Below are 23,591 nucleotides of genomic sequence, written 5' to 3'. Positions count from 1 at the left end.
CACCCGCGTGACGCTGGTGTGGATCAGGGCGGTCATGCGGCCGTCGGTCTCCGCGCCGATCGCCACCCGCTGCGTCGACGGGGTGCGACCGCCGACGGTGCGGAAGACGCCCTCGCGGGTGAGCATCATGCGGACCGGACGGCCGGTCACCCGCGCCGCCAGCACGGTGAGGATGGTGCCCGCCCAGACCGTCGTCTTGCCGCCGAACGCGCCCCCGACGAACGGGGCGATCACGCGCACCGAGGCCGGGGGGACGTCGAACCTCCACGCGAGCTGGTCACGCACCCACGCGACGTTCTGGGCCCCTTCGTGGACCACGAGGGTGTCGCCGTCCCACACGGCCGTGGTCGCGTGCGGTTCGAGTGCGTTGTGGTTGTGCCCCGGCGTGGTGAACCGCAGGTCCACCGAGACGGGCGCGGCGGCGAGCGCAGCCACCGCGTCACCCTTCTTCGCGCCTCCCGAGTCGACGGGGCTGCTCTTCTGCGGCGTCGCGTTGCCCTCCTCGGCGGCGAAGTCCACCGTCGCGGGCAGCTCCTCGTAGGTGACGGCGACCAGCCCGGCGGCCTCCTGCGCGGCGTCGAGCGTCTCGGCGACGACGACGGCCACCGGCTGCCCGTTCCAGTGCACCTCGTCGGTGTTGAGGTAGTTCACCGACGTCGCCGAGGCGAGCGTGCTCAGGTTCATGTAGTTGACGGGCCGGGGTGGCTTCATCGGCGGCGCGTTGAGGTGCGTGATCACCGAGAGCACGCCGTCGACCGCCGACGCGGCGGCGGTGTCGATGCCGGTGATCCGCGCCCGGCTGACCGTCGCGTACACCAGCGCGGCGTGCGCGAGGTCGGCGTAGGGGTACTCCGCGGAGAAGCGGGCGGCGCCGCTCGTCTTGGCCGTGCCGTCCACGCGGTCGACCGGCCGGCCGACGAGGGAGCCGGGCGTCGCGGTCAGCGGACGGTTCTCCACCTGGGTCATGCCGCACCCCCCTCTGCGAGCAGCTGCCGGAACACCGCGACGATCGACCGCTGCGCCAGCTCGATCTTGAACGTGTTGTGCGGCTGGGCGACGGCGGGCGCGAGCTCGGCCGCGGCGGCCAGCCGGAACGACTCCTCCGTCGGCGCCGCCCCGAGCAGCAGGCGCTCCGCCTCGTGGGCCCGCCACGGCTTCGCCGCCACGCCGCCGAGCGCCAGCCGGACCGCGGCCACCGTGCCGTCGCGCACCTCCAGCGCCGCGGCGACCGACACGAGCGCGAAGGCGAACGACGCCCGGTCGCGCACCTTGCGATAGCGCGACGTGGCGGCCACCGGCAGGGCCGGCAGCTCGACGGCGGTGACCATCTCGTCCGCCGCGATCTCGGTCTCGACGTGCGGGCTGTCGCCCGGAAGCCGGTGGAACCCGACGAGCGGGATCCGCCGGACGCCCCGCACGCTCTCCACCTCGACGACGGCGTCGAGCGCGGCGAGGGCGACGCACATGTCGGAGGGGTGGGTGGCGATGCAGCTCTCGCTCGCGCCGAGCACGGCGTGGTTGCGGGTGAACCCGCCGAGCGCGTCGCAGCCGCTGCCCGGCTCGCGCTTGTTGCAGGCGGCCGCGAGGTCGTAGAAGTACGGGCAGCGGGTGCGCTGCAGCAGGTTGCCGCCGACCGTCGCCATGTTCCGCAGCTGCGCCGACGCGCCGGTCAGGATCGCCTGGGCCAGCACCGGGTAGCGGCTGCGGACGAGCGGGTGCGTGGCGAGGTGGCTGTTGCGGACCAGAGCGCCGATCCGGAGCCCGCCGCCGGGCAGCTCCTCCACCCCGGTCAGGGCGATGCCGCTGATGTCGACGACCGTCTCGGGCTGCTCGATGTCCTCGCGCATGAGGTCGACGAGGTTCGTGCCGCCCCCGATGAACTTCGCGCGGGGCTCGGACGCGATGGCGCGGACCGCGGTGGCGACGTCGGGTGCGCTCACGTAGGCGAACGACCTCATCGGACGGTCTCCGGCACGTCGTGGTCACCCGGGTCACCCGAGGCGACGTCCTGGATCGACTCGACGATCCCGTTGTACGCGCCGCAGCGGCACAGGTTCCCGCTCATCCGCTCCCGGATCTCGGCCGCCGACAGCTCGACGTCGGCCGCGAGGTGCTCGGTGACCGCGCTGGGCACGCCGGCCCGGTGCTCGGCCAGCATCCCGATGGCGGAGCAGATCTGGCCCGACGTGCAGTAGCCGCACTGGAAGCCGTCGTTGCGGATGAAGGCCTCCTGCAGCGGGTGGGCCTGCCCGTCGGCCGCCACCCCTTCGATGGTGACGACCTCGCGGCCCGCGTACTGCACGGCCAGCGCGAGGCAGGAGTTGATCCGCTCACCGTCGACGAGCACGGTGCACGCACCGCAGGCTCCCTGGTTGCAGCCCTTCTTCGTGCCGGTGAGGCCGAGATGGTCGCGCAGCGCGTCGAGCAGGCTGACCCGCGGCTCCACCTCGAGTGACCGCACGGCCCCGTTGACCCGCATCCGTACCTCGACCACGTGATCCTCCGTCCGTCCCTGAGCTCGACGCGGCGAAGTTAACACTACGGCGTATACATAACAAGAGAACGGTGGTGACTTAACTCGTCTCGGGGGTCGCGGCTCAGGCGGGCAGGCAGACGAACTCGACGGCGACGTCGAGCGCGCGCCGGTGCAACCCGTCGAGATCGTGCATGGCGACCACGGGAACCCGCGCATCGAGCAGGAGGGTCCGGCACAACGACGAATGCCGGCGGAGGGCGTGGGTGGCCCGCAGCTGCTCCAGCATCTGACCGGTGAGCGCGTCGAGCCGCGTGCGGATCGCGTGCAGGTCCGGCGGGGCGGTGGGGGCGAGATCCGGGTGGGCCCGCCATCGGCCCAGCATTCCGCGTTGCACGACCTTGCTGGCGTCGATCTGGCTCCGGAAGAACCGGACGGCCATCTCCCGGTCCAGCCCCATCTGTGCCGCTCGACGTCCGGCCTCCGCCAGTACCTGCCGCTCGCGCAGCGGGTCCTCCACGGGCGTCCCCGTCCAGAACTTCGTCGCCGCGACCTCGTCGCTCACGAGAATGCGCTGAACGGCCAGGTCGACCAGCGAACCGAAATCGGCGAGCTCGACAGAACTGTCGACAGACATCACGGAATCCTTACTGCATCTTGACGTGCGCTTGAGATTCGGGGCCGATTGCCGCGGCGGACCGCACACCACGCCGGGCAGGAATCGGGCACCATCGCATGTTAGCGTCACTAAGCAGATCAGAATAATCTCGGGTAAGGTGACTCACGAGATTCTGCGGGGCGCGCCCTCAGCAATTCGGAAAGGCGCAGGCCATGGCGGCAACGAACGTACCGCCCGGCAAACTTCCAGATCGCGGCCCGTGCCACTGGGTGGCACGACGGCCCCACCGACCCCGGCGGCAGCCCGTCACCGGCCTCGGGTGAACGTGTCGGTGTTCCGGTTCGCCGGGAAGATCCCAGAAGACCCCGCCGCTCGCGCCGCCCGGGAATGACGACGGTTCCGACAGCAGCCCGTTTCGACAGGCCGGCACCCGGAAACGGCCGGGGCACCTCGAACGGAATGCGTGAGGACACCGGAAAACAGCGATGCCCAGCGACCCCCGGAGGGATCGCTGGGCATCCGGCCTCGTCGGCCTCGGATCACCGGCCGCCGGCGAGCCGCACACTCCGCGCAGCGCCGGCCTCGAACGCCGCGTCCTCGGCATCGAGATCGGACCGCGAGGTCTCCTTCGCCACCAGCACGCACAGCACCGTGATGGCGAGGGCGACGGTGGCGTAGATCGACACGGCGAGCCCACTGTCGTACTGGCTCAGCAGGGCCGTGGCGATGATCGGCGCCAGCGCGCCGCCCACCACACCGGCCAGCTGGTAGCCCATGGACGCCCCGCTGTAGCGCACCTGCGTCGGGAACATCTCCGCGATGAACGAGGCCTGCGGCCCGTACATCGCGGCGTGGAACACCAGCGCCACCACAGCGGCCAGGACGATCAGCAGGAAGTTGCCCGTGTCGAGCAGCGCGAAGAACGCGAACGTCCAGATGGCGGCGCCGACCGCCCCCGCCAGGTACACCGGGCGCCTGCCGATCCGGTCGGACAGCGAGCCGAAGAACGGGATGAAGACCACCTGGCACGCCGCCGCGATCAGCACGGCGTTGAGGGCGTAGCTCTGCGGCAGCTTCAGGTACGTCACGACGTAGGTGGTGATGAACAGGACGAAGATGTAGAACGCCACGTCCACCCCGACGCGGGCACCGACGGCGAGCAGCACCTGCCGCGGGTAGCGCTGCAGCACGTCCACGATCGGCGCGCGGGCCTTGACCTGCTTCGTCTCGACCTCCCGGAACAGCGGGCTCTCGGCGACGGTCAGCCGGATCCAGAGACCGACCAGCACCAGCAACCCACTGAGCAGGAACGGGACGCGCCAGCCCCAGGACATGAAGGCGTCGTCGCCGGTGACGCCGCCCATGAGCGACAGCACCCCGTTGGCGAGGAGCAGGCCGATCGGCACGCCCACCTGCGGCCAGCTCGCGTTGAGCCCGCGCTTGGTGGGATCGCCGGACTCCAGGGTCATGAGGACGGCGCCGCCCCATTCCCCGCCCAGCCCGAGCCCCTGCAGGAAACGCAGCAGCACGAGCAGGATCGGTGCCCATACCCCGATCGTCTCGTAGGTGGGCATCAGCCCGATCGCGAACGTCGCGACGCCCATCAGCAGCAGCGTCGCCACGAGGACGTTCTTGCGTCCCACCTTGTCGCCGTAGTGGCCGAAGACGATGCCGCCCAGCGGGCGGGCGACGAAACCGACGGCATAGGTCGTGAAGGCGAGCAGGGTGCCGACGAGCGGGTCGAAGCTCGGGAAGAACAGATGGTTGAACACCAGCGCGGCGGCGGTGCCGTAGATGAAGAAGTCGTACCACTCCAGTGATGTGCCCACGAGGCTCGCGACGACGACCCGGCGGACTGAGGACGGTTGCCGAGCGGCTCGTTCTCCGGAAGCTGCTGACATCGGATCTCCTCGGCCTTCGATGAGAGGTGAGATGCGAGAACCATACGGATCGTTGAACAATCTCACAAGAGACAAATTCACCCATCCCCGCCGTTCGACGGCGGCCGGGTACGCCGGAGGCCGGTACCGGTCACGGGGGTGCGTCAGCGCAGGTCAGCGCAGGGAGGGTCGAGCACGGCTCCGTGGCGGAGCCGCTCAGGTCGTTGCTGCTCGCCTGGTCAGGTGCGGACGAACAGGAAGACGCCGTACTGCCACACGGGGTCGATCCACTGCTCGTCGAGGGCGAACCCGAGCGCGGACACGTCGGCGACGAACTCCGGGCGCCGGAACTTCGCCGAGAACCCGACGTTGATCGAGTCGCCCCGCCGCATCTCGAGCTGCACCCCGAGGTTCTTCAGCGAGACCGTGTGGTCCTCGGTGGCGTAGAGGTGCCCCTCCACGGTCGCGGTCGCCGTGTCGTAGTGGGCCCGCGGGTAGTAGTGGTGGAGCACGAAGTCACCGTCGAAGCGGCGGTTGAGGTGGGCCAGGTGGTTCTGCCGGAACCGCACGAACGCCGACATCCCGGCCGGGTCGTTGTAGCAGTTCTCCAGGACCTCAGCGGGCTTGTCGAGGTCGGCCGAGACCAGGAACAGGTCGCCCGGGCGGAGCGTCGCCGCCACCTCCTGGAGCAACGCGCCTCGCTCCGCGGGGGTGAAGTTGCCGATGTTGCTCCCGAAGAACGCCACCGCGACCGGGCCGTCGTCGCTCTCCCGCAGGCTCGCCAGCCCCGCCTCGTACCGGCCCCACAGCCCGCGCACCCGCAGCTGCGGGAACTCCGCGGTGAGCGCGTCACCGCTGGCGACGAGCATCTCCCTGCTCACGTCGATCGGGAGGTAGGTGGTGGCGCGCCTTTCGGTGCACGCGGCGAGCAGCACCCTGGTCTTCTTCGCGCTTCCGCTGCCGAGCTCCGCGACCGCCGCCGAGCCGAGCCGGTCGGCGATCTCCCCGGCGTACCGGCGCAGGATCTCGTGCTCCACCCGGGTCAGGTAGTAGCTGGGGAGCTCCGTGATCTCCTCGAACAGCTCCGAGCCGAGCTCGTCGTAGCCGAACCACGGCGGGATGCGGGGCGGCGACTCGCGCAGCCCGGACAGCACGGCGTCCTGGTCCTCCCAGAAGGCCGCATCGTCGTCGACGGCGATGATCTCGAGCCTGCTCTGCGTCACGTGCCCTCCGCGCTCGATCGCCGGACCTGCACCGAGGGATCACAGTACGTCGAGGACGGCGACGGCGCCGGATCATCGCCGGGGACCTGCGTCACGCACTCTCGCGCAGGACGAGCTCGGACGGGTACCACGTGGTGCCCTCCGCGGGCGCCCCGGCGAGCACGGCGGTGGCGGCCCCCGTGGCGATACGGGTGACCGGGTGGGTGGCGGTGGTGAGTGCCGGGCCGCTCCACGCGGCGACCGGGAGGTCGTCGAAGCCGGCGACGGCGACGTCCCCCGGTACCTGCACGCCGAGCCCGCGCAACGCGGCCATCGCCCCGAGGGCCGCGGCGTCGCAGATGGCGAAGATCGCGTCGGTGTCCGGCCAGCGCCGGAGCACCTCCAGCGCACCGGACCGGCCGTTCTCGAAGCCGAAGTCACCGGGCAGGACGCGCACCGGAAGACCCGCGGCCTGCACCACCTCGCTGTACACCTGCGCCGACCGCCACGAGCACGGGAGCCACTGCGGCCCGGCGAGCATCGCGATCCGGCGCCGTCCCGTGGCGTGCAGGTGGCGCACGACAGCGCCGGCACCGGCACGGTTGTCGACGTCGAAGGACGGCACGTCGGCCGACCCGATCCCGATCGACGCGACCCGGCCGCGCAGAGCGTCGGGGAGCTCGGCGAGCAGGCGCTCGGTGGAGTTGACCAGCACCACCCCCCGGACGCTCCGGTCGGCGGCGAGCCGGTGCAGCGAGGCCGGCGCGTCGAGCGGGAGCCACTGCAGCGAGACGCCGATTCCCTCGCCGTCGCACGCCGCCGCCGTGGCCCCCAGCACCCGCCACATGTACGGGTCGTCGAGCACGTCCGGCGCAGGACCCGAAGCGGCGACGACGACCCGCGCGCCGACTCCTCCTGCGAGCGCCCTCGCCACCGTGTTGGGCGTGTAGCCCATCCGCTCGGCGACGGCGCGGACCCGCTCACGAGCGGGCGTGGACGTGGTGTCGGAGCCGGTGAGTGCCCGGGACGCGGTGGCCCGCGACACCCCGGCGGCGCTTGCGACGTCCTCCAGGGTCAGTGCCCGGCGGATCTCCTCACCCATGCTTCCCCCACACGGCCGGCGCACCCGTTGCGCGCCGACCGTTGCAGCAAAGCCACTTTGCGGCAACCAGGTTGCGTCAAAGTGGCTTTGCTGCAATCCGGGAGGGGGTCACTACCGGGCGCTGTCCCGGGTCCGGACGGCGAGGGCGAGGAGCTCGTCCACCGACCACTGGTCGTAGGCGTGGTCGCCGTACTTGCGCGCGAGGACGTGGCCGTCGCCGTCGATGAGGAAGTCGGCGGGCAGGCCCAACCCGCCGCCGGGCTGGGTCCGCGACGGGAGCGGGTCCCGGTTGCGCAACCCGGTGGCGATCGACCGGATGATCGCGCCCCCGGCCTGCGGGTCGAGCAGCGCACGCGGGCCGGCCTCCACACCGAACTCCCGGTACAGCCGCTTGTCCGGGTCGGCCACCACCGCGAACGGCAGGTCCGCCGTGTGGACGCGCAGCTCGTCGGCGGGTGAGTGGAAGACGACGACCTCGCGCACCCCCGCCGCGACGATCTCGTCGTGCCGGGCCACCACCGACCGCAGGTGCAGATTGCACACCGGGCAACCGGCGAACCGGCGGAACTGCAGGTGGACCAGACGGCCCGGCTCCGGCACGCGCACGTGCTCCCCCGAGACGACCGCGACGGGCTCACCGCACTCTCGATGCGCACCGTCGCCACCGAGCTCGGCATGGCCCACATGTCGCTCTACCGCTACGTCGCCGACCGGGCCGAGCTGGAAGGGCTGGTCGTCGACCTGCTGCTCGCCCGGATCGACACCACACCCCCGGCGCGGGCCCCGTGGACCGGGAAGGGGGCCGTACTCGTCGAGCGGGCCCGCGACGCCGTCGCCGAGCATCCGGGGGCCGTGCCGCTCACGCTGACCCACCGGCACGCCTCGCCGAGCCTGCTGCGCTGGACCGAGAGCGTGCTCCGCGTGCTGACCGCCGCCGGCTTCTCCGGTGAGCGCCGGGTGATCGCGCTGCGCAGCCTGCTGGCGTACCTGATCGGATCCATCCAGCTCGAACACCTCGGGCCGCTCTCCGGACCCGGGACGGCCGCGATGGCCGCGCTCCCCGTCGACGAGCAACCGCTCCTGCGCGAGACGGCCGGGGTGGCCCGCACCGTCCCTGCCGACGTGGAGTTCCGCCAGGGCCTGGAGGTCCTGCTGCGCGGGCTCGATCCGACCGCCTGAGGTCGCCCCCACCTCCTGGGAGGGGCGCCGTGCTGCCCGCCCGGAGCCGATGGGGCACCCTGGTGCGGTGCCGCGTCAGCAGCCCGAGCCGCCGCAGGCCCTCTCCCGGTACTGGAACGGCTACGTCGGCGACTGCACGGCCGCGGTCACGCGCTTCCGGCGCATCACCAACGCCCTTCCGCCCGGTCCCGCCCGCACCTGGCTCACCGAGATCGCCCAACGCCTCGACGCCGAGCTCGAGGCCGTCCGCCGCCTCGCCACGGTCGGTGACTCCATCGAACCGGCGTGGTTCCGGGTCAGGGAGGAACCCGCCAAGCGCATCGCCCAACGTCTCGACGCCGCCCGCAGCGCCTTCGCCGACGCGGTGTCACAGGCGGCGGAGGTGGCCGAGAAGGTCGCTCTCGACCCGGCCCACAGCGACGTCCGGGCGCACCTGGAGGTGCTCAGCCGGCAGGCGGCGCAACTGGCGGCCGCCCCGCAGCCCGAACCGGAACCGGAGCCCGAACCCGAACGCTGGTGGCGCCGGCGGCGCGGGGGCTGCTGACGCCGCCCCGCGCGAGCCGGTCAGTACATCATCCGCGGGTCGTCGTAGTACTTGAACTCCAGCAGGTTGTTCGACGGGTCGGCGAGCACGAACGTCTCGTGCTCCTCGGCCCGGCCCGCGAAGCGGTGGAACGGCTCGGCGAAGAACGTCAGACCGCGGGTGCGGGCCAGGCGCAGCAGCCGTTCCCAGTCCTCGCGGTGGCGGAACGTCACACCGAAATGGCGGGGGTAGAGCTCCGGCGCATCGTCGGCGACGTCCGACAGGTGGCAGACCACCTGGTCGCCGAAGAAGTCCAGGGTGATGCGGTCTGCGTAGCGGCGGGCGAGCTTGCAGCCGAGCGCTCCCACGTAGAACTCCTGCGCCGCGTCCAGGTCGGCGGCCGGGATGGCCAGGTGGAAGACGTCCTCCGAGGTGCGCATCAGGCGTCCTGGGTGCGGAACGCCCGTTGTCCGGTGTCGGCCTTGTCGGTTCCTCCTCTGGTGCCGGGGCCGCCCGCGGCCGCGGGCGGTGCGTGCCGGGCGCGGCCGGGGGCCACCGGGCGCGCCTTTCCGGTCCGCGACTTGCCGGTGAGGGCGAGGCTGAGCGGCGTGCGCTGCACGACCTCGACGATCGCGAGGGAGGCGACGACCGCCACCGCGTAGACGGCGAAGCTGGACCACGGAGCAGGCAGCCGCGCGGCGGGCGACGTGGGGCCGGCCACGGTGAGCGCCCAGAGGATCGTGGGGTGCAGCAGGAACACCCCGAAGGACCGGTCCGAGGCCCCTTCGACGGCGCGCGACGCCGGTCCGCCCGCACGCCGGTCGGCCCAGGCGGCGCCGACCGCGTAGAAGGCGGCGACGACCGCGACCGACCACAGCACCATCACCGGCTGGAACACGTCGGTGGCGAACTGGGCACCCACGCCGTGCGCCACCCCCCACTGGTACCGCCCCTCCGCGAGAGCGCCGGTCAGCAGCACCGCGGCCACGACGACCGCGACGTGCCGGCGGATCCAGCCGTCCACCCGGGTGGCGTGCAACGCGACGACCCCACCGAGTACCAGGAAGAACTGGTAGCTCACCAGGAACGAGCCGGCGTAGGGCAGCAGCTGCGCCTTCATGCCGGTGGGCGCCGGGTCGTGCAGGTACAGGTCGATCAGCACCTGCAGGACGGCGCTCACCGCCAGCAGCACCGCGTGCCACCCCGTGGTGGCCCGCAGCAGCCGCCGGAACAGCGGGAACACCAGGTAGAACTGCAGCGACACGAGCAGGAAGTACAGGTGGAACCACGCCATGCCGGTGAGCACGTTGTGCAGCAGCATCGTGGCCGCCTGCCCTGCCGGGAGCGGGGCGGTGACCAGCCCGAGTCCGGTGTAGATCACCGACCACACCAGGTACGGCACCCCGACCAGCAGGAACCGGCGCCGCCAGAACGCCACGGGATGGACTGGGTCGTCGCGGTAGCGGTGGGTGAGCACGAACGCGGTGAGGACGAAGAAGGCCTCGCGGGTGAAGTGCAGCAGCATCACCACGGCACCGCCGGGCACGCTGTCGAGCGGGTTGACCGTCGAGATCGTGTGCACCCCGATCACGCAGGCGAACGTCAGCACCCGCACCATGTCGGCCGGGTAGATGTGGACGCTGCGGGCCGTCCGGCGCTGGGTCTCGAGGTGGGCGCCTGCCGTCATCGGCCGGTCGCCGCGAGCTCGTCGGCGAGCTGGCGGCGCAGCTCGGTGCGCCGCACCTTGCCGGTGGGCGCGAGCGGGAACGCCCCGACCAGCCGGATCTCCGCGGGACGTTTGTACCGCGCCAGGTGCGTGGCGCAGCGGGCGACGAGCCGGCCGACGAACTCCGCGCCGGCCACGGCGTCCAGCTCGTCGGCGGTGCGGACCAGGGCCACCGGCACGGCACCGAGCACCTCGTCGGGGCGGCCGATGACCACCGCGTCGACCACGCCGGGCTCGTCGAGCAGGGTCTCCTCGATCTCCCGCGGGTAGACCAGCTCTCCACCGCGGTTGACCACGTCGTCGGCGCGCCCCACCAGGTACAGGTAGCCGTCGTCGTCGAGGCGGCCGAGGTCGGCGGTGTCGAGCCAGTGTGCGGTGTCGATCCGCTCGTCACCAGCACCGCCCGCGTAGCCGCGGATCACACCGGCGCCGCGGATCCGCACCCGGCCGACCACGCCCGGTGCGCACGGCACCCCGTCGCGGTCGACCACCTCGAGCTCGACGTCGACGGGCCGCCCGACCGAGCCAGGACGGACCGGGGCGTGCAGCGGCGTGGCGGTGATCTGGCTCGCGGCCTCGGTCATGCCGTAGCTCTCCACGACCGGCACCCCGGTGCGTTCCGCGATCAACCCGCGGACCCGCCCGGCCAGCGGCGCCGACGCCGAGCGCACGAAGCGCAACCGTGGGGGCAGCACCGGGATCTCCTCGCGGGACAGGATCGTCAGGACCGCCGGGACCGCGTTGAGCCACGTGACGTCGTGCGCGGCGAGCACCGGCCAGAAGCCCGTGCGTCGGAACCGGCGGTCGAGCACGAGGCTCGCCCCCGACACCAGCGTGGCCAGCAGACCCACGACCTGCGCGTTGATGTGGAACAACGGCAGCGGGTTGAACCCCCGGTCGGCAGGGGTGAGCTGGTTGTGACGCGCCACCGCGGCGGCGACGTGCAGCAGCTGCGCCTCGCCCAGCACCACCGTCTTCGGAGCCCCCGTCGAGCCCGACGTCAGCAGGGCGGCGGAACCCGGCGGACCGGCGTCGGGCACCGGAGCGTCCGGCCGGGCGATCGGGTCGATCGGGAGGCCGGTGCCGGCGTGGATCCGCAGGCCCGGCCGCGCGGCACGGTCGGTGACCACGAGGACGGGTCGCAGGACGTGCCGCGCCCGCAGCTCCTCAGCCGGGGTGGACTCCGGGTTCACCGGAGCCGAGCAACGCCCGGCGGCGATCACCGATAGGTGCACCACGGCGAAGGCGAGGGGGTCGTCGACATCGACCAGTACCCGCGCACCGGGCGGCACGTGCAGCGCGTCCAGCTCGCGGGACCAGGCACGGGCGGCCTCGGCCATGCCTGCGTTGTCGATGACACGGTCACGGCGGGCGTCCACGAGGAACAGCCCGTGCGGATTGCAGGCAGTGCGGGAGCGCAACAGACCGCGCAAGCGGATGGCCACGAGAGTCCACGCTGGACGACCTTTCTGTGCGCGCGCTGTGCAGAACGTGTGAACAGCCGGTTGGTCGCCACTGCGGTCGGTGCTGCGCGACCGGCGGCGTCAGATCACCTCGTCCAGCTCGGCCTTCAGCTGTGCCGCTTCGACGTCGCGCGCGACGGCCTGGGCGAGCAGCGCCCGCAGCACGAGCACGATGAGCGCGACCCCCAGGATGGCCACGCCGACCCCGCCCATGATCAGGGTGACGCCCGGGTCGTCACGCTGACCCGGTGCGTTGAGGGCCGTGACAGCGAACCACACGAGGGCAGCCGCCACGATCGCGCCGATCACGACGTCCACGTACCGGAAGGCGGCGTCGGAGAAGACGGTTGCGCGTCGCACCATCGTCACCAGCCGCCATACGCAGACCAGGGCGACCTGGGCCGACACCATGCCCAGGATCGTGACCACGCGCAGCGGGGTCAGCGGGAGCGACCCGTCCTCCGGGTCGGTCGCCAGCGCCCACACCATCCCCACCTGTACGAACACGGTGCCGGCGAGCATCACCACGAGCACGGCGCGCAGCGCACGCACTATCAGCTTTCCCACTGCCATCCCTCCATCGAATCGCGATGGGACTCTATCGACACTCGATAGGTTGGACAAGGGCGGGAACGGTCATCCCTGCGCTCGGTGCGCGAGCACCTCGTCCTGGAACGCGAGGTACAGGTTCGCCACCGCCCGCGGCGAGGTCAGGGGCTCGCCGAGGATCTGTTCGACCTTGCGCAGCCGGTACCGGATGGTGTTGGGGTGGACGAACAGCCGCTCGGCCGTCCGCTTCACGTCCTGGTCGACGGCCAGGAACACCACGACCGTCGCCACCAGGTCCGGCGACCGGGCGAGCGAGCCGAAGTGGCGGTCGAACCGCTCGGCGACGCGGGTGTCGTCGCGGCGCGCCATCAGCCAGGTGGCGAAGTCGACCATGTCCAGCCGCACCACCGAGCCGAGACCGCCCCGGTCCTGCCGCCGGGCCGCCACCCGCCATGCCGTGACGGCCTCGTCGACGAAGCCGGGCACGTCGGTCAGCTCCGTGAACGTCCCGCTGACCCCGACGAGGTGGCTGTCGCCCAGCAGGTCGAGCCACTCGTCGGTCGGCTCCCCCGCGGCCAGCAGCGCCGTCATGTGCAGCACCACGGCCAGGCCCCGGGAGTGGATCTCCTCGACCACCGCGTCGGCGGCGCGCGCCCGGTCGGGCGGGCGGGGATCCACCGGGGTCGCGCGAGCGACGCGCAGGGGGCTCCCCGCCCGGAACCGGAAAGGGCGGAGGCGGTCCCAGGTCTGGCGCACCCGGGACGCCGAGATCCCGGCCTGCAGCGCGGACATCAACCGGGCCGTCTCCCCACGGCCACCACCCGCTGTACCGCGCGCTCGGTGTGGTCCTCGCAGACCCCAGGGGCTCTGTGAGGACCACACCCGGCGCGCGTTCCGACTCCGTCGAGTGGTCATCCCGCCGGCGGTCGGGCCCTGTGGTAGGAGTCCCGGGCATGACCGCTGCCCCGCACACACTGGCCAGGAGGTGGGCCGGGATCGTCCCGGCGATGCTGGCCGCGTGTGCGGGCGCGGTGGACCTGCTCGCACTCGCCGGGCTGGGCGGCGCGTTCGCCGGCGTCGTCACGGGGAACCTCGTCACCGCTGCCTACGGGGTCGGCACGGGCAACTTCAGGCTGATCACGCCGGCCGGCACCGCGGTGGCCGCCTTCGCCGTCGGTGTGCTCGCCTGGGCCCGGCTGTGGCACGCAAGGCCCCAGGCGGTGGTCGGCATGCTCCTCGCGGAGCTGGCACTCCTGGTCGTCGTGGCCGTCGGCTGGATCGTCACCGGGGCGCACCCCGGGCCGCTCGCGGCGCTGATCCTGCTCGCCGTGGCCGCGCTCGCCATGGGCGGGCAGAGCGTGGCGGCGTTGCGGCTCCAGGCCTCGACCACGTACATGACCGGCACGCTGGTCAGCGCGCTGCAGGACGTCGTGACGGGACGGGCCGGGCCCCGCCGGGCCGCGCTGCGTCAGCTCGTCGCGCTCGTGGGCGGGGCCACCGCGGCAGCGGTGCTGCTGCACTTCCTGGCCTGGGCGGTCCCCCTGCTGCCCGTCGTCCTGCTCACGGCATGCGTCGGGCTGGTCCTCGGGGCCCGCGCCTCCCGGACGAGCGGGCCGGACGGATGAGTGCCTTCCGTGGCGACCCCTCGATCGCCATGGAAGGCACCCACTCCGGCGTTCACCGGATTCGCGGACGGACCGTCCTCCGTCCGCTCCGTGCACCACGGGCGCGCGTACGCGAGACCCGTGGTCGTCCAGGGGCGTGCTCAGGCGTCGGCCGGCACCGGGTGGTTGGCGACCATGAGCCCGTGCGGGTCGACCCGCCGCCGGACCGCCTGCAGCCGCTTGTAGGCCTCGGCGCCGTAGGCGAGCTCGGTGTCCAGCGCCGTCTCGGCGAAGTTGAGGTAGTGCCCGGCGGTCCACGGCGCCATCGCCTCGGCGAGACGCTCCGCGTGCCGGCTGCCCACCACGGCCTCCGGTCCCGCCGCCAGCGCACAGCAGTACAGGGCGAACTGCCCGTCGAGCATCGGCAGGACCCCGGCCCGCGGATCCGGGCGGCCCAGCGCGCCGCCGAACTGGCGCAGCTCCGCCACCGCCAGTATCGAACCCGACTCCGCGCCTGCGGCCCGGACGAACGCGTCCACCGCCTCGGCGGGCATCGACCCGAGCAACGCCGCGGACGACGCCACCGGCATGGGCTCCTCCGGGTCGCCGTGCAGGCGGACCAGCTCCGGCGCCGGCATCCGGGCGAAGGTGTCGATCTCGGGACCCAGCTCCCGCAGCGGGGCGAGGATGTCCACGGCGACCCCGTCCTCGGCCAGGACGGCCCCGTCGATCATGACGACCTGCCGTCCGCGCAGCGGCAGCGGCACCGCCTCGATCGGGGGCAGCTGCAGGATCCGGAACGACGTGGTGACCTCATCGGGTGCCCCGGTCGCCCACTGCGACCACCGGGTGAGCACGCGGCCCGCCTCCCGCCAGTCCCACACCAGCGCACCGCCGTAGACGGACGTGACCGGGTAGAGGGCGAACTCCAGAGCGGTCACCACCCCGAAGTTCCCGCCCCCGCCGCGCAGTGCCCAGAACAGCTCGGGGTCGGAACCGGCGTCGACGCGCACGAGCTCGCCGTGGGGGAGCACGACCTCGAGGGCGACCACGCTGTTGCACTGCAGGCCGAAGCGGCGCCCGAACCACCCGACGCCTCCGCCGAGCGAGTACCCGCCGACCGCGACGTCCGGGGACGAGCCGTGCAGCGCCACCAGCCCGTGCGGCGCCACCGCCGCGACGACGTCCTCCCACGCCACCCCGCTCCCGACGCGGGCCGTGCGCCGGTCCGCGTCGACGGTGATCCCGGTCAGCCCCGCCGTGCGCAGCAGCACCACGTCCCGGAGGTCCTCGAGCGGGCCGGCGTTGTGCCCCGTCGCCTGCGGCGCGACCCGTAGCCCGGCACGGGCAGCCGCCCGGACGACCGCCACCACCTCGTCCGCGGTCCGGGGCCGGACGACCGCCGCGGGCCGCTGCTCCACCGCGACGTTCCACGCCAGCCGTGCAGTGTCGTAGCCGGCGTCGCCGGGCAGATGGACGGGTCCGGCACAGGCCGCACGTAGGTCGTCGAGCTCGGGGGCGCCCTGACCGATGGTTGAGGTATCGCTCACGACATGGCACACGCTGGGCGCGGTGCGACGGTTCACGGCCCGGCGATCTCTCTCCGCGAGCCCCTCCCGTATGCCTGCGAGCAGCGATGATTCTCCCTCCGGTGACCGACATCGCACCGGCACGCGTTTCGCAACCCCTGCCACTGCGCTGTCCGGGTACCGCGACCGCCGGAAGGCGACAGAACGCCCGGGCGGGAGCAGTCTGGAGGGGAGACGATGGAGGACCGTGATGCGGACCCTGCTCAACGTGATCTGGCTCGTCCTGTGCGGCGTCTGGCTGGCGATCGGCTACGCCGTCGCCGGGATCATCTGCTGCCTGCTGATCGTGACCATCCCGTTCGGCCTGGCGTCGTTCCGCATGGCCGACTTCGCGCTGTGGCCCTTCGGTCGCCAGCTCGTGCGACGCGCCGACGCCGGTGCCCCGTCCACGATCGGCAACATCATCTGGATCGTCTTCGCCGGCTGGTGGCTCGCGCTGGCCCACCTCACCACCGCCGTCGCCCTCGCGGTCACGATCATCGGGATCCCGCTGGCGTGGGCCAACCTGAAGCTCATCCCCGTCTCACTCGTCCCGCTCGGGAGGGTGATCGTCGACAGCGACGCGCCGCAGGATGCGCGCTACCCCGCCGTCAACTGACCGTCCGCGGGCGGGGCCGGCGGTGCGGAGCCCACGGACTCGGCGAGCAGCGTGCCGCTCTCGCGCGTGATCCGCTGCAGGTGCTCCCGGCAGGCGCGCCGGGCGGCGTCGGCGTCCTGCGCGGCGATGGCGTCGTAGATCGCCTGGTGCTCGTCGAGGGTGTGCCCCTGCTGGGCCAGGTAGGCCATCGGCTCCCGGTAGGACTCGCGGAGGCAGGCGTTGACCGGGTCCATGAACAGCGCCAGCAGGGTGTTGCCGCTCGCGCGGGCGGTGACGCGGTGGAAGGCCAGGTCCTGCGCGAGGCAGACGTCGAAGTCGTCCCGATGGTCGCGCGCGACGGACAGCGCCGCGCGCATCTCCTCCAGGTCCCGCTCGCTCCGCCGGACCGCGGCGAGCGCGGCGAGCTCCACCTCCAGCAGGAACCGCGCCTCCATCAGCTGCTCGAACACGGCGGGGCCGCTGCGCAGCAGCAGGCTGAAGTGCTCCGCGATGGGCCGCCCGTCCAGCAGCGCCACCATCATCCCGCGGCCCGGCCGGATGCTGACCAGGCCCCGCTGCTCGAGGATCCGCGCGGCCTCCCGGACGACGGTGCGCGATACGTCGTAGGTCTGCGCCAGCTGCGCCTCGGTGGGCAGCTGGTCCCCCGGAACGAGCCGGTCGGCGAACAGCCGCGCCTGGATGCGGTTGGCGACCACCTCCGGCAGGCGCGGCGGGCGCCCGGCGGGTCCGGCAGCCACGGCGGGTCCGAGCATTTCGCGCCTCCTGTTGACGGGCTCAAAGGTATGATGATGCGATAGCTCGATGAGATACAGGTCCCCGAGCCGGAATGTTCGTCCGGTGGTACGGGAGACCGGTCCTGCACCCGTGACGTGGCCGACGCGGCCGCCCGGGCAGGCAGCACATCCGCTCAGGCACATCCACTGAGGAGCTGACATCGGCGTGGACAGCGTTGCTCATGGCCAGAACTACGTCGACGGCCGCTGGGAGGACGGCGGCGGCGCGGTTCTGGAGGTGCGCGACCCCGCCACGGGAGACGTCGTCGCCCGGGTACCGGAGTCCACGGAACGCGACGTCGACCGCGCCGTGACCGCCGCGCGCCGGGCGTGGGACAGCTGGCGCTGGGTCAACCCGTCGGTGCGGGCCGGCTACCTGCACGCCACCGCCGACGCCCTTTCCGCCGCGACGGACCGGGTGGCGGCGGCCACCACCCGCGAGATGGGAAAGCCGCTGCCCGAGGCCCGCGGAGAGGTCGAGAAGCTCGCGAAGACGTTCCACTTCTACGCCGAGGAGGCCACCCGGATCACCGGGGCCACCCTCGCCAACGAGGAGGACGGCTTCACCAGCATCGTCGAGAAGGAGCCGATCGGGGTCGTCGCCGCGATCACGCCGTGGAACTACCCGGTGGAGCTCATCGGCTGGAAGCTGGCTGCAGCGCTCGCCGCGGGCTGCACCATCGTCGTGAAGCCGTCGGAGTACACCCCGACTGCGGCGATCGAGGTGTTCCGCAGCCTGGAGGTCGCCCAGCTGCCCTCCGGGGTGGCCAACCTCGTCACCGGGGCCGGTACCACCGGGCGCGCGCTCGTGGCCCACCCCGCGATCGACAAGGTGGCGTTCACCGGTTCCGGAGCCACCGGCGCGGCGATCGTCAAGACGGTCTCCGGGGTCAAGCCGGTGTCGATGGAGCTGGGTGGCAACTGCCCCCTGATCGTCACCCGGCACGCCGACCTGGACCAGGCGGTCACCGGCGCGCTGCGGCGCTCCTTCCGCAACGCCGGCCAGATCTGCATCGCGATCAACCGCGCCTACGTCCACGCCGACCTCTACGAGGAGTTCGTCGGGCGGCTGGCGAAGGGCGCCGCGAACCTGGTGGTGGGTGACGGCCGGCGCGAGGAGAACGTCGACGTCGGCCCCGTCACCAACGCCGAGATCCTCGAACGGTCCGAGCGCCACGTGGAGGACGCCCGCACGAAGGGCGCACGCGTCCTCGTCGGCGGCACCCGCCCTCCGGGCCGTCCGGCAGGCAACTTCTACCTGCCGACGGTGCTCGCGGACTGCACGCAGGACATGCTCGTCATGCACGAGGAGACCTTCGGCCCGGTCATCGGCGTGAGCGCGTTCACCGACCTCGACGCGGCCGTCGCACTGGCCAACAGCACCCCGGCCGGGCTCGCGGCCTACGTCTACTCCGAGAACCTGGGCGAGGTGTTCGCGCTGGGCCGCCGCCTCGACTTCGGCAGCGTCGCGGTGAACAACGTCGACGCCGGCACGATCAACGCCCCCTACGGCGGCCGCAAGGGCAGTGGCTTCGGCTACGAGCACGGCAGGGAAGGCATGGAGGGGTATCTCCAGATGAAGCACGTGCGGGTGCGGCACCACGCCTGACGCCCACCGGCCGTGCCGGGAGCGGCTCGACGGCGAGCCGCCGACTCAAGGAGCGACGCATGGCGACGTGTTTCATCGGCATCGACCTCGGGACGTCCGCGTGCAAGGTGCTCGCCCTCGACACGAGCGGCGAGGTGCTCGACAGCAGCGTGCGCGAGTACCCGGTGCTCACCTCGCGGCCCGGCTGGGCCGAGCAGGAGCCGGCCCGCTGGTGGGAGGCCACCGACGACGCGGTCCGGGAGCTGCTCGACCGGCTGCCTGCAGGCTCGCAGGTCCGCGGTTTCGGGCTCTGCGGCCAGATGCACGGCCTCACCGCGCTGGACGAGAACCGCGAGGTGATCCGCCCGGCGATCCTGTGGAACGACCAGCGGGCCGCCCCGCAGTGCACCGAGATCACCGAGCGGGCCGGTGGCTTGGCGGGGCTCATCGACCTGGTGCAGAACAGGATGCTGCCGGGCTTCACCGCCGGGAAGATCCTCTGGCTGCGCGAGCACGAGCCCGCCGCGTACGAGCGGATGCGGCACCTGGTCAACCCGAAGGACTACCTGCGCCTGCGGATGACCGGTGACCTGGTGACGGAGGTGTCCGACGCGTCGGGCACCGGCCTGTTCGACGTGCGCGGGCGGCGCTGGTCCACCGAGCTCCTCGACCTGCTGGACATCCCCGTGGACCTCCTGCCCCGCGCGGTCGAGTCGCACGAGCCGACCGGAACGCTGCGACCGGAGGTGGCGCAGCGCTGGGGCCTGCCGGCGTCGACGCCGGTGTTCGGCGGTGGCGGCGACGCGGTCATCCAGACCACCTCGATGGGCATCATCGAGGACGGCGCGATCGGCATCACGCTGGGCACGGCGGGCATCGTCGCGGGAGCCAGCGGGGCCTGCCCCGACGACATCGACGGCACGCTGCAGATCTCGTGCGGCAACGCCCCGGACCGCTGGCACGTCATGGGTGTCTCGCTGGTGGCGGGCGGCGCCTTCCAGTGGCTGCGCGACGCCCTGCGCCCGGTGGATCCCGAACTCGACTACCGCAGCCTGGTGGACCTGGCCCGGCAGGCGCCGCCCGGGTCGGAGGGCCTGCTGTTCCTGCCCTACCTGCTGGGCGAGCGCTGCCCGCACGTGGCCCCGGAGGCCCGCGGCAGCTGGGTGGGCCTCACCCCGATGCACTCGACCGCCCACCTGTCCCGCAGCGTGATGGAGGGCGTCCTGCTCAACCTGCGCGAGATCGTGGAGGTGTGCGAGTCCACCGGCCTGGACTGCACGCAGGTGCGCGTGTCGGGTGGCGCCACCGTGGAGCCGCTGTGGCTGCAGATGCTGGCCGACGTGCTCCAGCGGGAGGTCGTGACGGTGACCGGCGCCGCCGAGGGGGGCGCGTACGGGGCCGCCCTGCTCGCCGGGGTCGGTACCGGTGACTTCGCCTCCCTCTCCGACGCCGCCGCCCTCGTGCAGGAGACCTCCCGGTTCAAGCCCGAGGCCGACAACGCCGAGCTCTACGACCGGCTGTTCGCGATCCACCGCCGCCTGTACCGGACCTTGCAGCCGACCTTCGCCGAGCTCGCCGGGGCGCAGCGGTGACCGGACGCGTGGAGGACGGCGTGCGACCCGGTACGCCACAGGACCGGGCGAAGGTCGCCGCGGGGAGGCGGGCCCTCGACACGTTCGTCCGTGACGGCATGCTCCTCGGGCTCGGCTCCGGCACCACCTCGCACTGGTTCGTGCGCTCGCTCGCCGAGCGGGTGCGGGACGGCCTCGACGTGGTGGGGGTGCCCACCTCGACCGCGACGCGGGACCTCGCGCTGGAGCTCGGGGTCCGGCTCGCCGACCTGAACGACGTCCCCGAGCTCGACCTGACGATCGACGGCCCGGACGAGATCGACGGCGCCGGGAGCATGATCAAGGGCGGGGGCGCCTGCCTGCTGTGGGAGAAGATCGTGGCGAGGGCCTCCCGCCGGATGGTCACCGTCCTCGACGACACCAAGATCGTCCCGACCCTCGGTGCCTTCCCGTTGCCGGTGGAGGTCGTGCCGTTCGGGTGGGTCTCCACCCGGCGGCACCTGTCCCGGCGCTTCGCCGACGCCGGCCTCGGAGAGGCGCCGATCACGAACCGGATGCGCGGGGACGAGCTGCTGGTGACCGACAGCGGCCACTACATCCTGGACGCACACCTGGGTGCGATCCCCGACATCCCCGGCCTCGCGGCCGTCCTCAACGACATCCCGGGGGTGGTCGAGCACGGCCTCTTCGTGGGGATCGCGGACGAGATGGTGGTCGGCCATCCCGACGGGAGTGCGGAGGTCCACACGTTCTGAGACCCTGGGCGTGACGTGACCCTCTCCATAAGGTGAGACGGCCGACGGGCAATGTACGGTCATTAGCGGTGATCGTCAGGCAAGGCGCCCAAGGGAGTCACCGTGTGGATGTCCGTCCTCGCCAGGGAACCCGCCCGTCCGGCTCAGCTGCGCACCTGGCCGCACGCCTGGCTGCTGGCAGTGGGGACGGTCTGCTTCGGCGCGTTCATGGGTCAGCTCGACGCCAGCATCGTCACCCTCACCTACGGTCCTCTCGGCGCCGAGTTCGGCGCGTCACTGGCGGGGGTCCAGTGGGTCTCCCTCTCCTATCTCCTGACGCTCACCGCGCTGCTGGTCCCCATCGGCAGGCTGTCCGACGCCCATGGCCGCAAGCTGCTCTACCTCTACGGGTTCGTGGTGTTCACGGTGGCCTCCGCGGCCTGCGTACTGGCGCCCACCCTCGGCTGGCTGATCGCGTTCCGGGTGGTCCAGGGCATCGGCGCCGCGATGCTGCAGGCCAACAGCGTCGCCCTGATCAGCACGTGTGCTCCCCCGGGCAGGCGGCGTGCCGCGCTCGGCATCCAGGCGGCGGCCCAGGCCCTCGGCCTCGCACTCGGCCCCACGGTCGGTGGCCTGCTCGTCTCCACCCTGGGCTGGCGCTGGGTCTTCGGCATCAACGTCCCGATCGGCGTCGTCGCCGTCGTCGCGGGGGTGTTCCTCCTCCCCCGCACCCGGCACCGCAGCTCCACGACCACCTGGGACGTCACCGGTCTCCTGCTGTTGGTCACCGCCACCACGGCAGGGCTGCTCGGACTGACGGCACTGTCCGGGCTCACCCTTCCGGGCTGGGTCGCGCCCGCCCTCTTCGTGGTCACGGCCGCGGCCGTGCTCGGCATCGTCACCCACAGCCGGCGGTTCGCCGCTCCCCTGCTCGATCCCGCGCTCCTGCGCTCGCGGGCGGTCGCCGCGGGTCTCGCGGGCGCAGTCGGCGGCTACCTGATCCTGTTCGGTCCGCTCGTGCTCGTGCCGGTCGTGCTCGTCGCAGCCGGGGAGTCGGAGCTGCACGCGGGGCTCGTGCTGACCGCGCTCCCCGCCGGGTTCGCGCTGGCCGCCACCACCGGTGAACGGCTGCTGCCCGCGTCCTGGAGCGACCGCCTCCGCTGCCTCGTCGGCGCGCTGGCCGTCGTCTGCGCGACCGGCCTGCTGGTCGTCGTCCCGCTCACCCCGGCGTGGCTCGTACCGATGCTGGGACTCCTCGGGCTCGCGCTGGGGATCTTCACGCCGGCGAACAACAGCCTCGTCATGGGACTCGTCCCGGCCCGCACCGCCGGGACCGGCGGCGGGCTGGTCAACATGGCCCGCAGCCTGGGCACGGCACTCGGCGTGGCGCTGGTGACCCTCACGCTGCACACGGGCACCGCCGAGAGCGCCGCGCGCACGGCGCTCGCCGCGCTCGCCGCGGTGGCGGTCGCCCTCGTGGTGTCCGCGTGGCTGGTGCCGGTCAGGCGTCCGGGTCGAGATCCGGGTTGCTCGCGGCCACGCTCAGCACGCCGTGCACGTTGTTGAGGTCGGTGACGAGCTCCTCGTGGTCGGCGGCACCCCGCAGCTCGAGCAGGACCGACACCGGCCGCACCACGGCCTCGCGCAGGCGGCCCCGACCGCCGTCGACCAGCGCGTCCACCGGTTCCCGCTCCACGTGCCTCGTGGTCAGCTCGGCGATGGTCCAGCCGCGCCGGGTGCAGGTGCTCACGATGTCGCGCAGCAGGCCCCGCCCGTCCTCGTAGGTCACCTGGATGAAGCGGCTCTGCGTCCGCGAGCCCGAGAGCCGGACCGTCAGCAGCGGGAAGGCGAAGACGACGACGAAGTAACCGACGGTGGCCACGGCCGCCAGCACCGGCAGGCCGGCACCGGCCGCCATCCCGACGGCCGTGGTCAGCCAGACGGCCGCGGCGGTGGTCAGGCCACGCACGGCGTCACGACGGACGAAGATCAGGCCGCCACCGATGAACCCGATGCCGGACACGATCTGCGCGGCGACCCGGGACGGGTCGAGGACGACGTGGTCGCCGAGGACGTCGGTGAAGCCGTACTTCGAGACCAGCATGAACAGCGCGGCCCCGAAACCGATCAGGGTGTGGGTGCGCAGACCCGCACTCTTCTGCCGCAGCTCCCGTTCCAGCCCGATCGCGGCCGACAGGACGAGCGCGACGCCGAGCTCGCCGATCTGCAGCCAGCTCTGGCCGGTCGGTTCCCCGAATGGCAACGCGAGCACCACGCTCCCGCCCTCCGATCCGTTGTCGTCTCCGAAGCGGACCACACGACGAGGCGGTGTACCGGATGGAACACGCGCCCCGTTCGCCCGACCTCGCAGCCGCCTGTGGCTCGGTGGTCGATCCCCGGTTGCTCGGGAACGGTCTC

At 72.5% G+C, this 23,591-nt stretch carries 24 protein-coding genes; 8 read left to right on the top strand and 16 right to left on the bottom strand.

All coding sequences use genetic code 11. From position 1 onward, the window contains the following. The 8 genes from HF577_RS21705 to HF577_RS37580 form a co-directional block, all read right to left on the bottom strand. A partial coding sequence (locus tag HF577_RS21705) for a xanthine dehydrogenase family protein molybdopterin-binding subunit (protein ID WP_169397755.1) occupies positions 1 to 966 on the bottom strand: 966 nt, incomplete at its 3' end. After that, positions 963 to 1,958 carry an FAD binding domain-containing protein gene (locus tag HF577_RS21700; RefSeq protein WP_169397754.1) on the bottom strand — a complete coding sequence of 332 codons (996 nt, stop codon included), beginning with the start codon at positions 1,956 to 1,958 and terminating at the stop codon, positions 963 to 965. The genes HF577_RS21705 and HF577_RS21700, both read right to left, overlap by 4 nt. Then, positions 1,955 to 2,494, bottom strand: coding sequence for a (2Fe-2S)-binding protein (locus HF577_RS21695; RefSeq protein WP_169397753.1), 540 nt, complete (start codon positions 2,492 to 2,494; stop codon positions 1,955 to 1,957). Before HF577_RS21695 ends, HF577_RS21700 begins: the two co-directional genes overlap by 4 nt. Positions 2,495 to 2,597: 103 nt before the next feature. Next, the gene (aroQ, locus tag HF577_RS21690; RefSeq protein ID WP_169397752.1) at positions 2,598 to 3,110 is read right to left on the bottom strand and encodes a gamma subclass chorismate mutase AroQ; all 513 of its coding nucleotides are present in this window, start codon (positions 3,108 to 3,110) and stop codon (positions 2,598 to 2,600) included. Positions 3,111 to 3,631: 521 nt separating this feature from the next. After that, on the bottom strand, positions 3,632 to 4,993 hold the full coding sequence (locus HF577_RS21685; RefSeq protein WP_169397751.1) for an MFS transporter: 1,362 nt from the start codon (positions 4,991 to 4,993) through the stop codon (positions 3,632 to 3,634). A 218-nt stretch (positions 4,994 to 5,211) separates the two neighbouring features. Further along, a complete protein-coding gene (locus HF577_RS21680) occupies positions 5,212 to 6,195 on the bottom strand; it encodes an L-histidine N(alpha)-methyltransferase (RefSeq protein ID WP_169397750.1) in 984 nt (327 codons plus the stop codon). 91 nt (positions 6,196 to 6,286) lie between these two features. Continuing rightward, positions 6,287 to 7,276, bottom strand: a complete 990-nt coding sequence (locus HF577_RS21675; protein ID WP_169397749.1) for a LacI family DNA-binding transcriptional regulator — start codon at positions 7,274 to 7,276, stop codon at positions 6,287 to 6,289. 111 nt (positions 7,277 to 7,387) lie between these two features. Continuing rightward, entirely contained in the window at positions 7,388 to 7,876 is a 489-nt protein-coding gene (locus tag HF577_RS37580; RefSeq protein ID WP_312859286.1) for a peroxiredoxin-like family protein, read from the bottom strand. On the opposite strand from HF577_RS37580, the gene HF577_RS37575 reads away from it, so the two are divergent. Both HF577_RS37575 and HF577_RS21665 read left to right on the top strand, forming a co-directional pair. Continuing rightward, a complete protein-coding gene (locus HF577_RS37575) occupies positions 7,850 to 8,455 on the top strand; it encodes a TetR/AcrR family transcriptional regulator C-terminal domain-containing protein (RefSeq protein ID WP_312859285.1) in 606 nt (201 codons plus the stop codon). The two genes, HF577_RS37580 and HF577_RS37575, sit on opposite strands and share 27 nt — an antisense overlap. Before the next feature lie 67 nt (positions 8,456 to 8,522). Continuing rightward, the gene (locus HF577_RS21665; RefSeq protein ID WP_169397747.1) at positions 8,523 to 8,999 is read left to right on the top strand and encodes a hypothetical protein; all 477 of its coding nucleotides are present in this window, start codon (positions 8,523 to 8,525) and stop codon (positions 8,997 to 8,999) included. A gap of 20 nt (positions 9,000 to 9,019) precedes the next feature. Here the strand turns inward: HF577_RS21665 and HF577_RS21660 are convergent, their stop codons facing one another. From HF577_RS21660 to HF577_RS21640, 5 genes are all read right to left on the bottom strand, one after another. Further along, entirely contained in the window at positions 9,020 to 9,418 is a 399-nt protein-coding gene (locus tag HF577_RS21660; protein WP_169397746.1) for a VOC family protein, read from the bottom strand. Then, a complete protein-coding gene (locus tag HF577_RS21655; RefSeq protein WP_169397745.1) occupies positions 9,418 to 10,665 on the bottom strand; it encodes an acyltransferase in 1,248 nt (415 codons plus the stop codon). Before HF577_RS21655 ends, HF577_RS21660 begins: the two co-directional genes overlap by 1 nt. After that, positions 10,662 to 12,149, bottom strand: a complete 1,488-nt coding sequence (locus HF577_RS21650) for an AMP-binding protein (protein WP_169397744.1) — start codon at positions 12,147 to 12,149, stop codon at positions 10,662 to 10,664. The genes HF577_RS21655 and HF577_RS21650 overlap by 4 nt, the downstream gene beginning before the upstream one ends. A gap of 99 nt (positions 12,150 to 12,248) precedes the next feature. Then, the gene (locus tag HF577_RS21645; RefSeq protein ID WP_211174639.1) at positions 12,249 to 12,740 is read right to left on the bottom strand and encodes a DUF2975 domain-containing protein; all 492 of its coding nucleotides are present in this window, start codon (positions 12,738 to 12,740) and stop codon (positions 12,249 to 12,251) included. A gap of 63 nt (positions 12,741 to 12,803) precedes the next feature. Next, positions 12,804 to 13,508, bottom strand: a complete 705-nt coding sequence (locus HF577_RS21640) for a PucR family transcriptional regulator (RefSeq protein WP_169397743.1) — start codon at positions 13,506 to 13,508, stop codon at positions 12,804 to 12,806. A 161-nt stretch (positions 13,509 to 13,669) separates the two neighbouring features. Between HF577_RS21640 and HF577_RS21635 the strand changes: the two genes are divergently transcribed. Next, positions 13,670 to 14,341, top strand: a complete 672-nt coding sequence (locus HF577_RS21635) for a DUF1275 family protein (RefSeq protein ID WP_169397742.1) — start codon at positions 13,670 to 13,672, stop codon at positions 14,339 to 14,341. A 140-nt stretch (positions 14,342 to 14,481) separates the two neighbouring features. On the opposite strand, the gene HF577_RS21630 is transcribed toward HF577_RS21635, so the two are convergent. Further along, positions 14,482 to 15,870 (bottom strand): FAD-binding oxidoreductase, encoded by a 1,389-nt coding sequence (locus tag HF577_RS21630; RefSeq protein WP_211174638.1) that lies wholly within the window; start codon positions 15,868 to 15,870, stop codon positions 14,482 to 14,484. 229 nt (positions 15,871 to 16,099) lie between these two features. Here HF577_RS21630 and HF577_RS21625 point away from each other — a divergent pair, with 229 nt between their 5' ends. After that, on the top strand, positions 16,100 to 16,507 hold the full coding sequence (locus HF577_RS21625) for a YccF domain-containing protein (RefSeq protein ID WP_169397741.1): 408 nt from the start codon (positions 16,100 to 16,102) through the stop codon (positions 16,505 to 16,507). Here HF577_RS21625 and HF577_RS21620 read toward each other — a convergent pair. Continuing rightward, a complete protein-coding gene (locus HF577_RS21620; protein WP_169397740.1) occupies positions 16,489 to 17,259 on the bottom strand; it encodes a FadR/GntR family transcriptional regulator in 771 nt (256 codons plus the stop codon). The genes HF577_RS21625 and HF577_RS21620 overlap by 19 nt on opposite strands. Before the next feature lie 187 nt (positions 17,260 to 17,446). Here HF577_RS21620 and HF577_RS21615 point away from each other — a divergent pair, with 187 nt between their 5' ends. From HF577_RS21615 to HF577_RS21600, 4 genes are all read left to right on the top strand, one after another. Next, entirely contained in the window at positions 17,447 to 18,889 is a 1,443-nt protein-coding gene (locus tag HF577_RS21615; RefSeq protein WP_211174637.1) for an aldehyde dehydrogenase family protein, read from the top strand. Positions 18,890 to 18,948: 59 nt separating this feature from the next. After that, complete coding sequence (xylB, locus tag HF577_RS21610; protein ID WP_169397739.1) at positions 18,949 to 20,460, top strand: xylulokinase; 1,512 nt, start codon at positions 18,949 to 18,951, stop codon at positions 20,458 to 20,460. Then, entirely contained in the window at positions 20,457 to 21,194 is a 738-nt protein-coding gene (rpiA, locus tag HF577_RS21605) for a ribose-5-phosphate isomerase RpiA (protein WP_312859284.1), read from the top strand. The genes xylB and rpiA overlap by 4 nt, the downstream gene beginning before the upstream one ends. Positions 21,195 to 21,302: 108 nt before the next feature. Then, positions 21,303 to 22,739, top strand: coding sequence for an MFS transporter (locus HF577_RS21600; RefSeq protein WP_169397759.1), 1,437 nt, complete (start codon positions 21,303 to 21,305; stop codon positions 22,737 to 22,739). Here HF577_RS21600 and HF577_RS21595 read toward each other — a convergent pair. Then, positions 22,675 to 23,436 (bottom strand): MgtC/SapB family protein, encoded by a 762-nt coding sequence (locus tag HF577_RS21595; RefSeq protein WP_211174640.1) that lies wholly within the window; start codon positions 23,434 to 23,436, stop codon positions 22,675 to 22,677. The genes HF577_RS21600 and HF577_RS21595 overlap by 65 nt on opposite strands. Positions 23,437 to 23,591: the final 155 nt, after the last annotated feature.

Origin of the sequence: Pseudonocardia xinjiangensis (assembly GCF_012911925.1) — a bacterium.
In the GTDB taxonomy this organism is placed as follows: domain Bacteria; phylum Actinomycetota; class Actinomycetes; order Mycobacteriales; family Pseudonocardiaceae; genus Pseudonocardia; species Pseudonocardia xinjiangensis.
Note: the sequence above shows the minus strand (reverse complement) of the source record. Positions and strands in the feature narration are given on the sequence as shown.

Coding starts and splice junctions, on each gene's coding strand:
- HF577_RS21700 (WP_169397754.1), bottom strand. CDS start 1,958: ATGAGGTCGTTCGCCTACGTGAGCGCACCCGACGTCGCCACCGCGGTC.
- aroQ (WP_169397752.1), bottom strand. CDS start 3,110: ATGTCTGTCGACAGTTCTGTCGAGCTCGCCGATTTCGGTTCGCTGGTC.
- HF577_RS21685 (WP_169397751.1), bottom strand. CDS start 4,993: ATGTCAGCAGCTTCCGGAGAACGAGCCGCTCGGCAACCGTCCTCAGTC.
- HF577_RS21675 (WP_169397749.1), bottom strand. CDS start 7,276: ATGGGTGAGGAGATCCGCCGGGCACTGACCCTGGAGGACGTCGCAAGC.
- HF577_RS21660 (WP_169397746.1), bottom strand. CDS start 9,418: ATGCGCACCTCGGAGGACGTCTTCCACCTGGCCATCCCGGCCGCCGAC.
- HF577_RS21655 (WP_169397745.1), bottom strand. CDS start 10,665: ATGACGGCAGGCGCCCACCTCGAGACCCAGCGCCGGACGGCCCGCAGC.
- HF577_RS21645 (WP_211174639.1), bottom strand. CDS start 12,740: ATGGCAGTGGGAAAGCTGATAGTGCGTGCGCTGCGCGCCGTGCTCGTG.
- HF577_RS21640 (WP_169397743.1), bottom strand. CDS start 13,508: ATGTCCGCGCTGCAGGCCGGGATCTCGGCGTCCCGGGTGCGCCAGACC.
- HF577_RS21635 (WP_169397742.1), top strand. CDS start 13,670: ATGACCGCTGCCCCGCACACACTGGCCAGGAGGTGGGCCGGGATCGTC.
- HF577_RS21625 (WP_169397741.1), top strand. CDS start 16,100: ATGCGGACCCTGCTCAACGTGATCTGGCTCGTCCTGTGCGGCGTCTGG.
- HF577_RS21620 (WP_169397740.1), bottom strand. CDS start 17,259: ATGCTCGGACCCGCCGTGGCTGCCGGACCCGCCGGGCGCCCGCCGCGC.
- xylB (WP_169397739.1), top strand. CDS start 18,949: ATGGCGACGTGTTTCATCGGCATCGACCTCGGGACGTCCGCGTGCAAG.
- HF577_RS21600 (WP_169397759.1), top strand. CDS start 21,303: ATGTCCGTCCTCGCCAGGGAACCCGCCCGTCCGGCTCAGCTGCGCACC.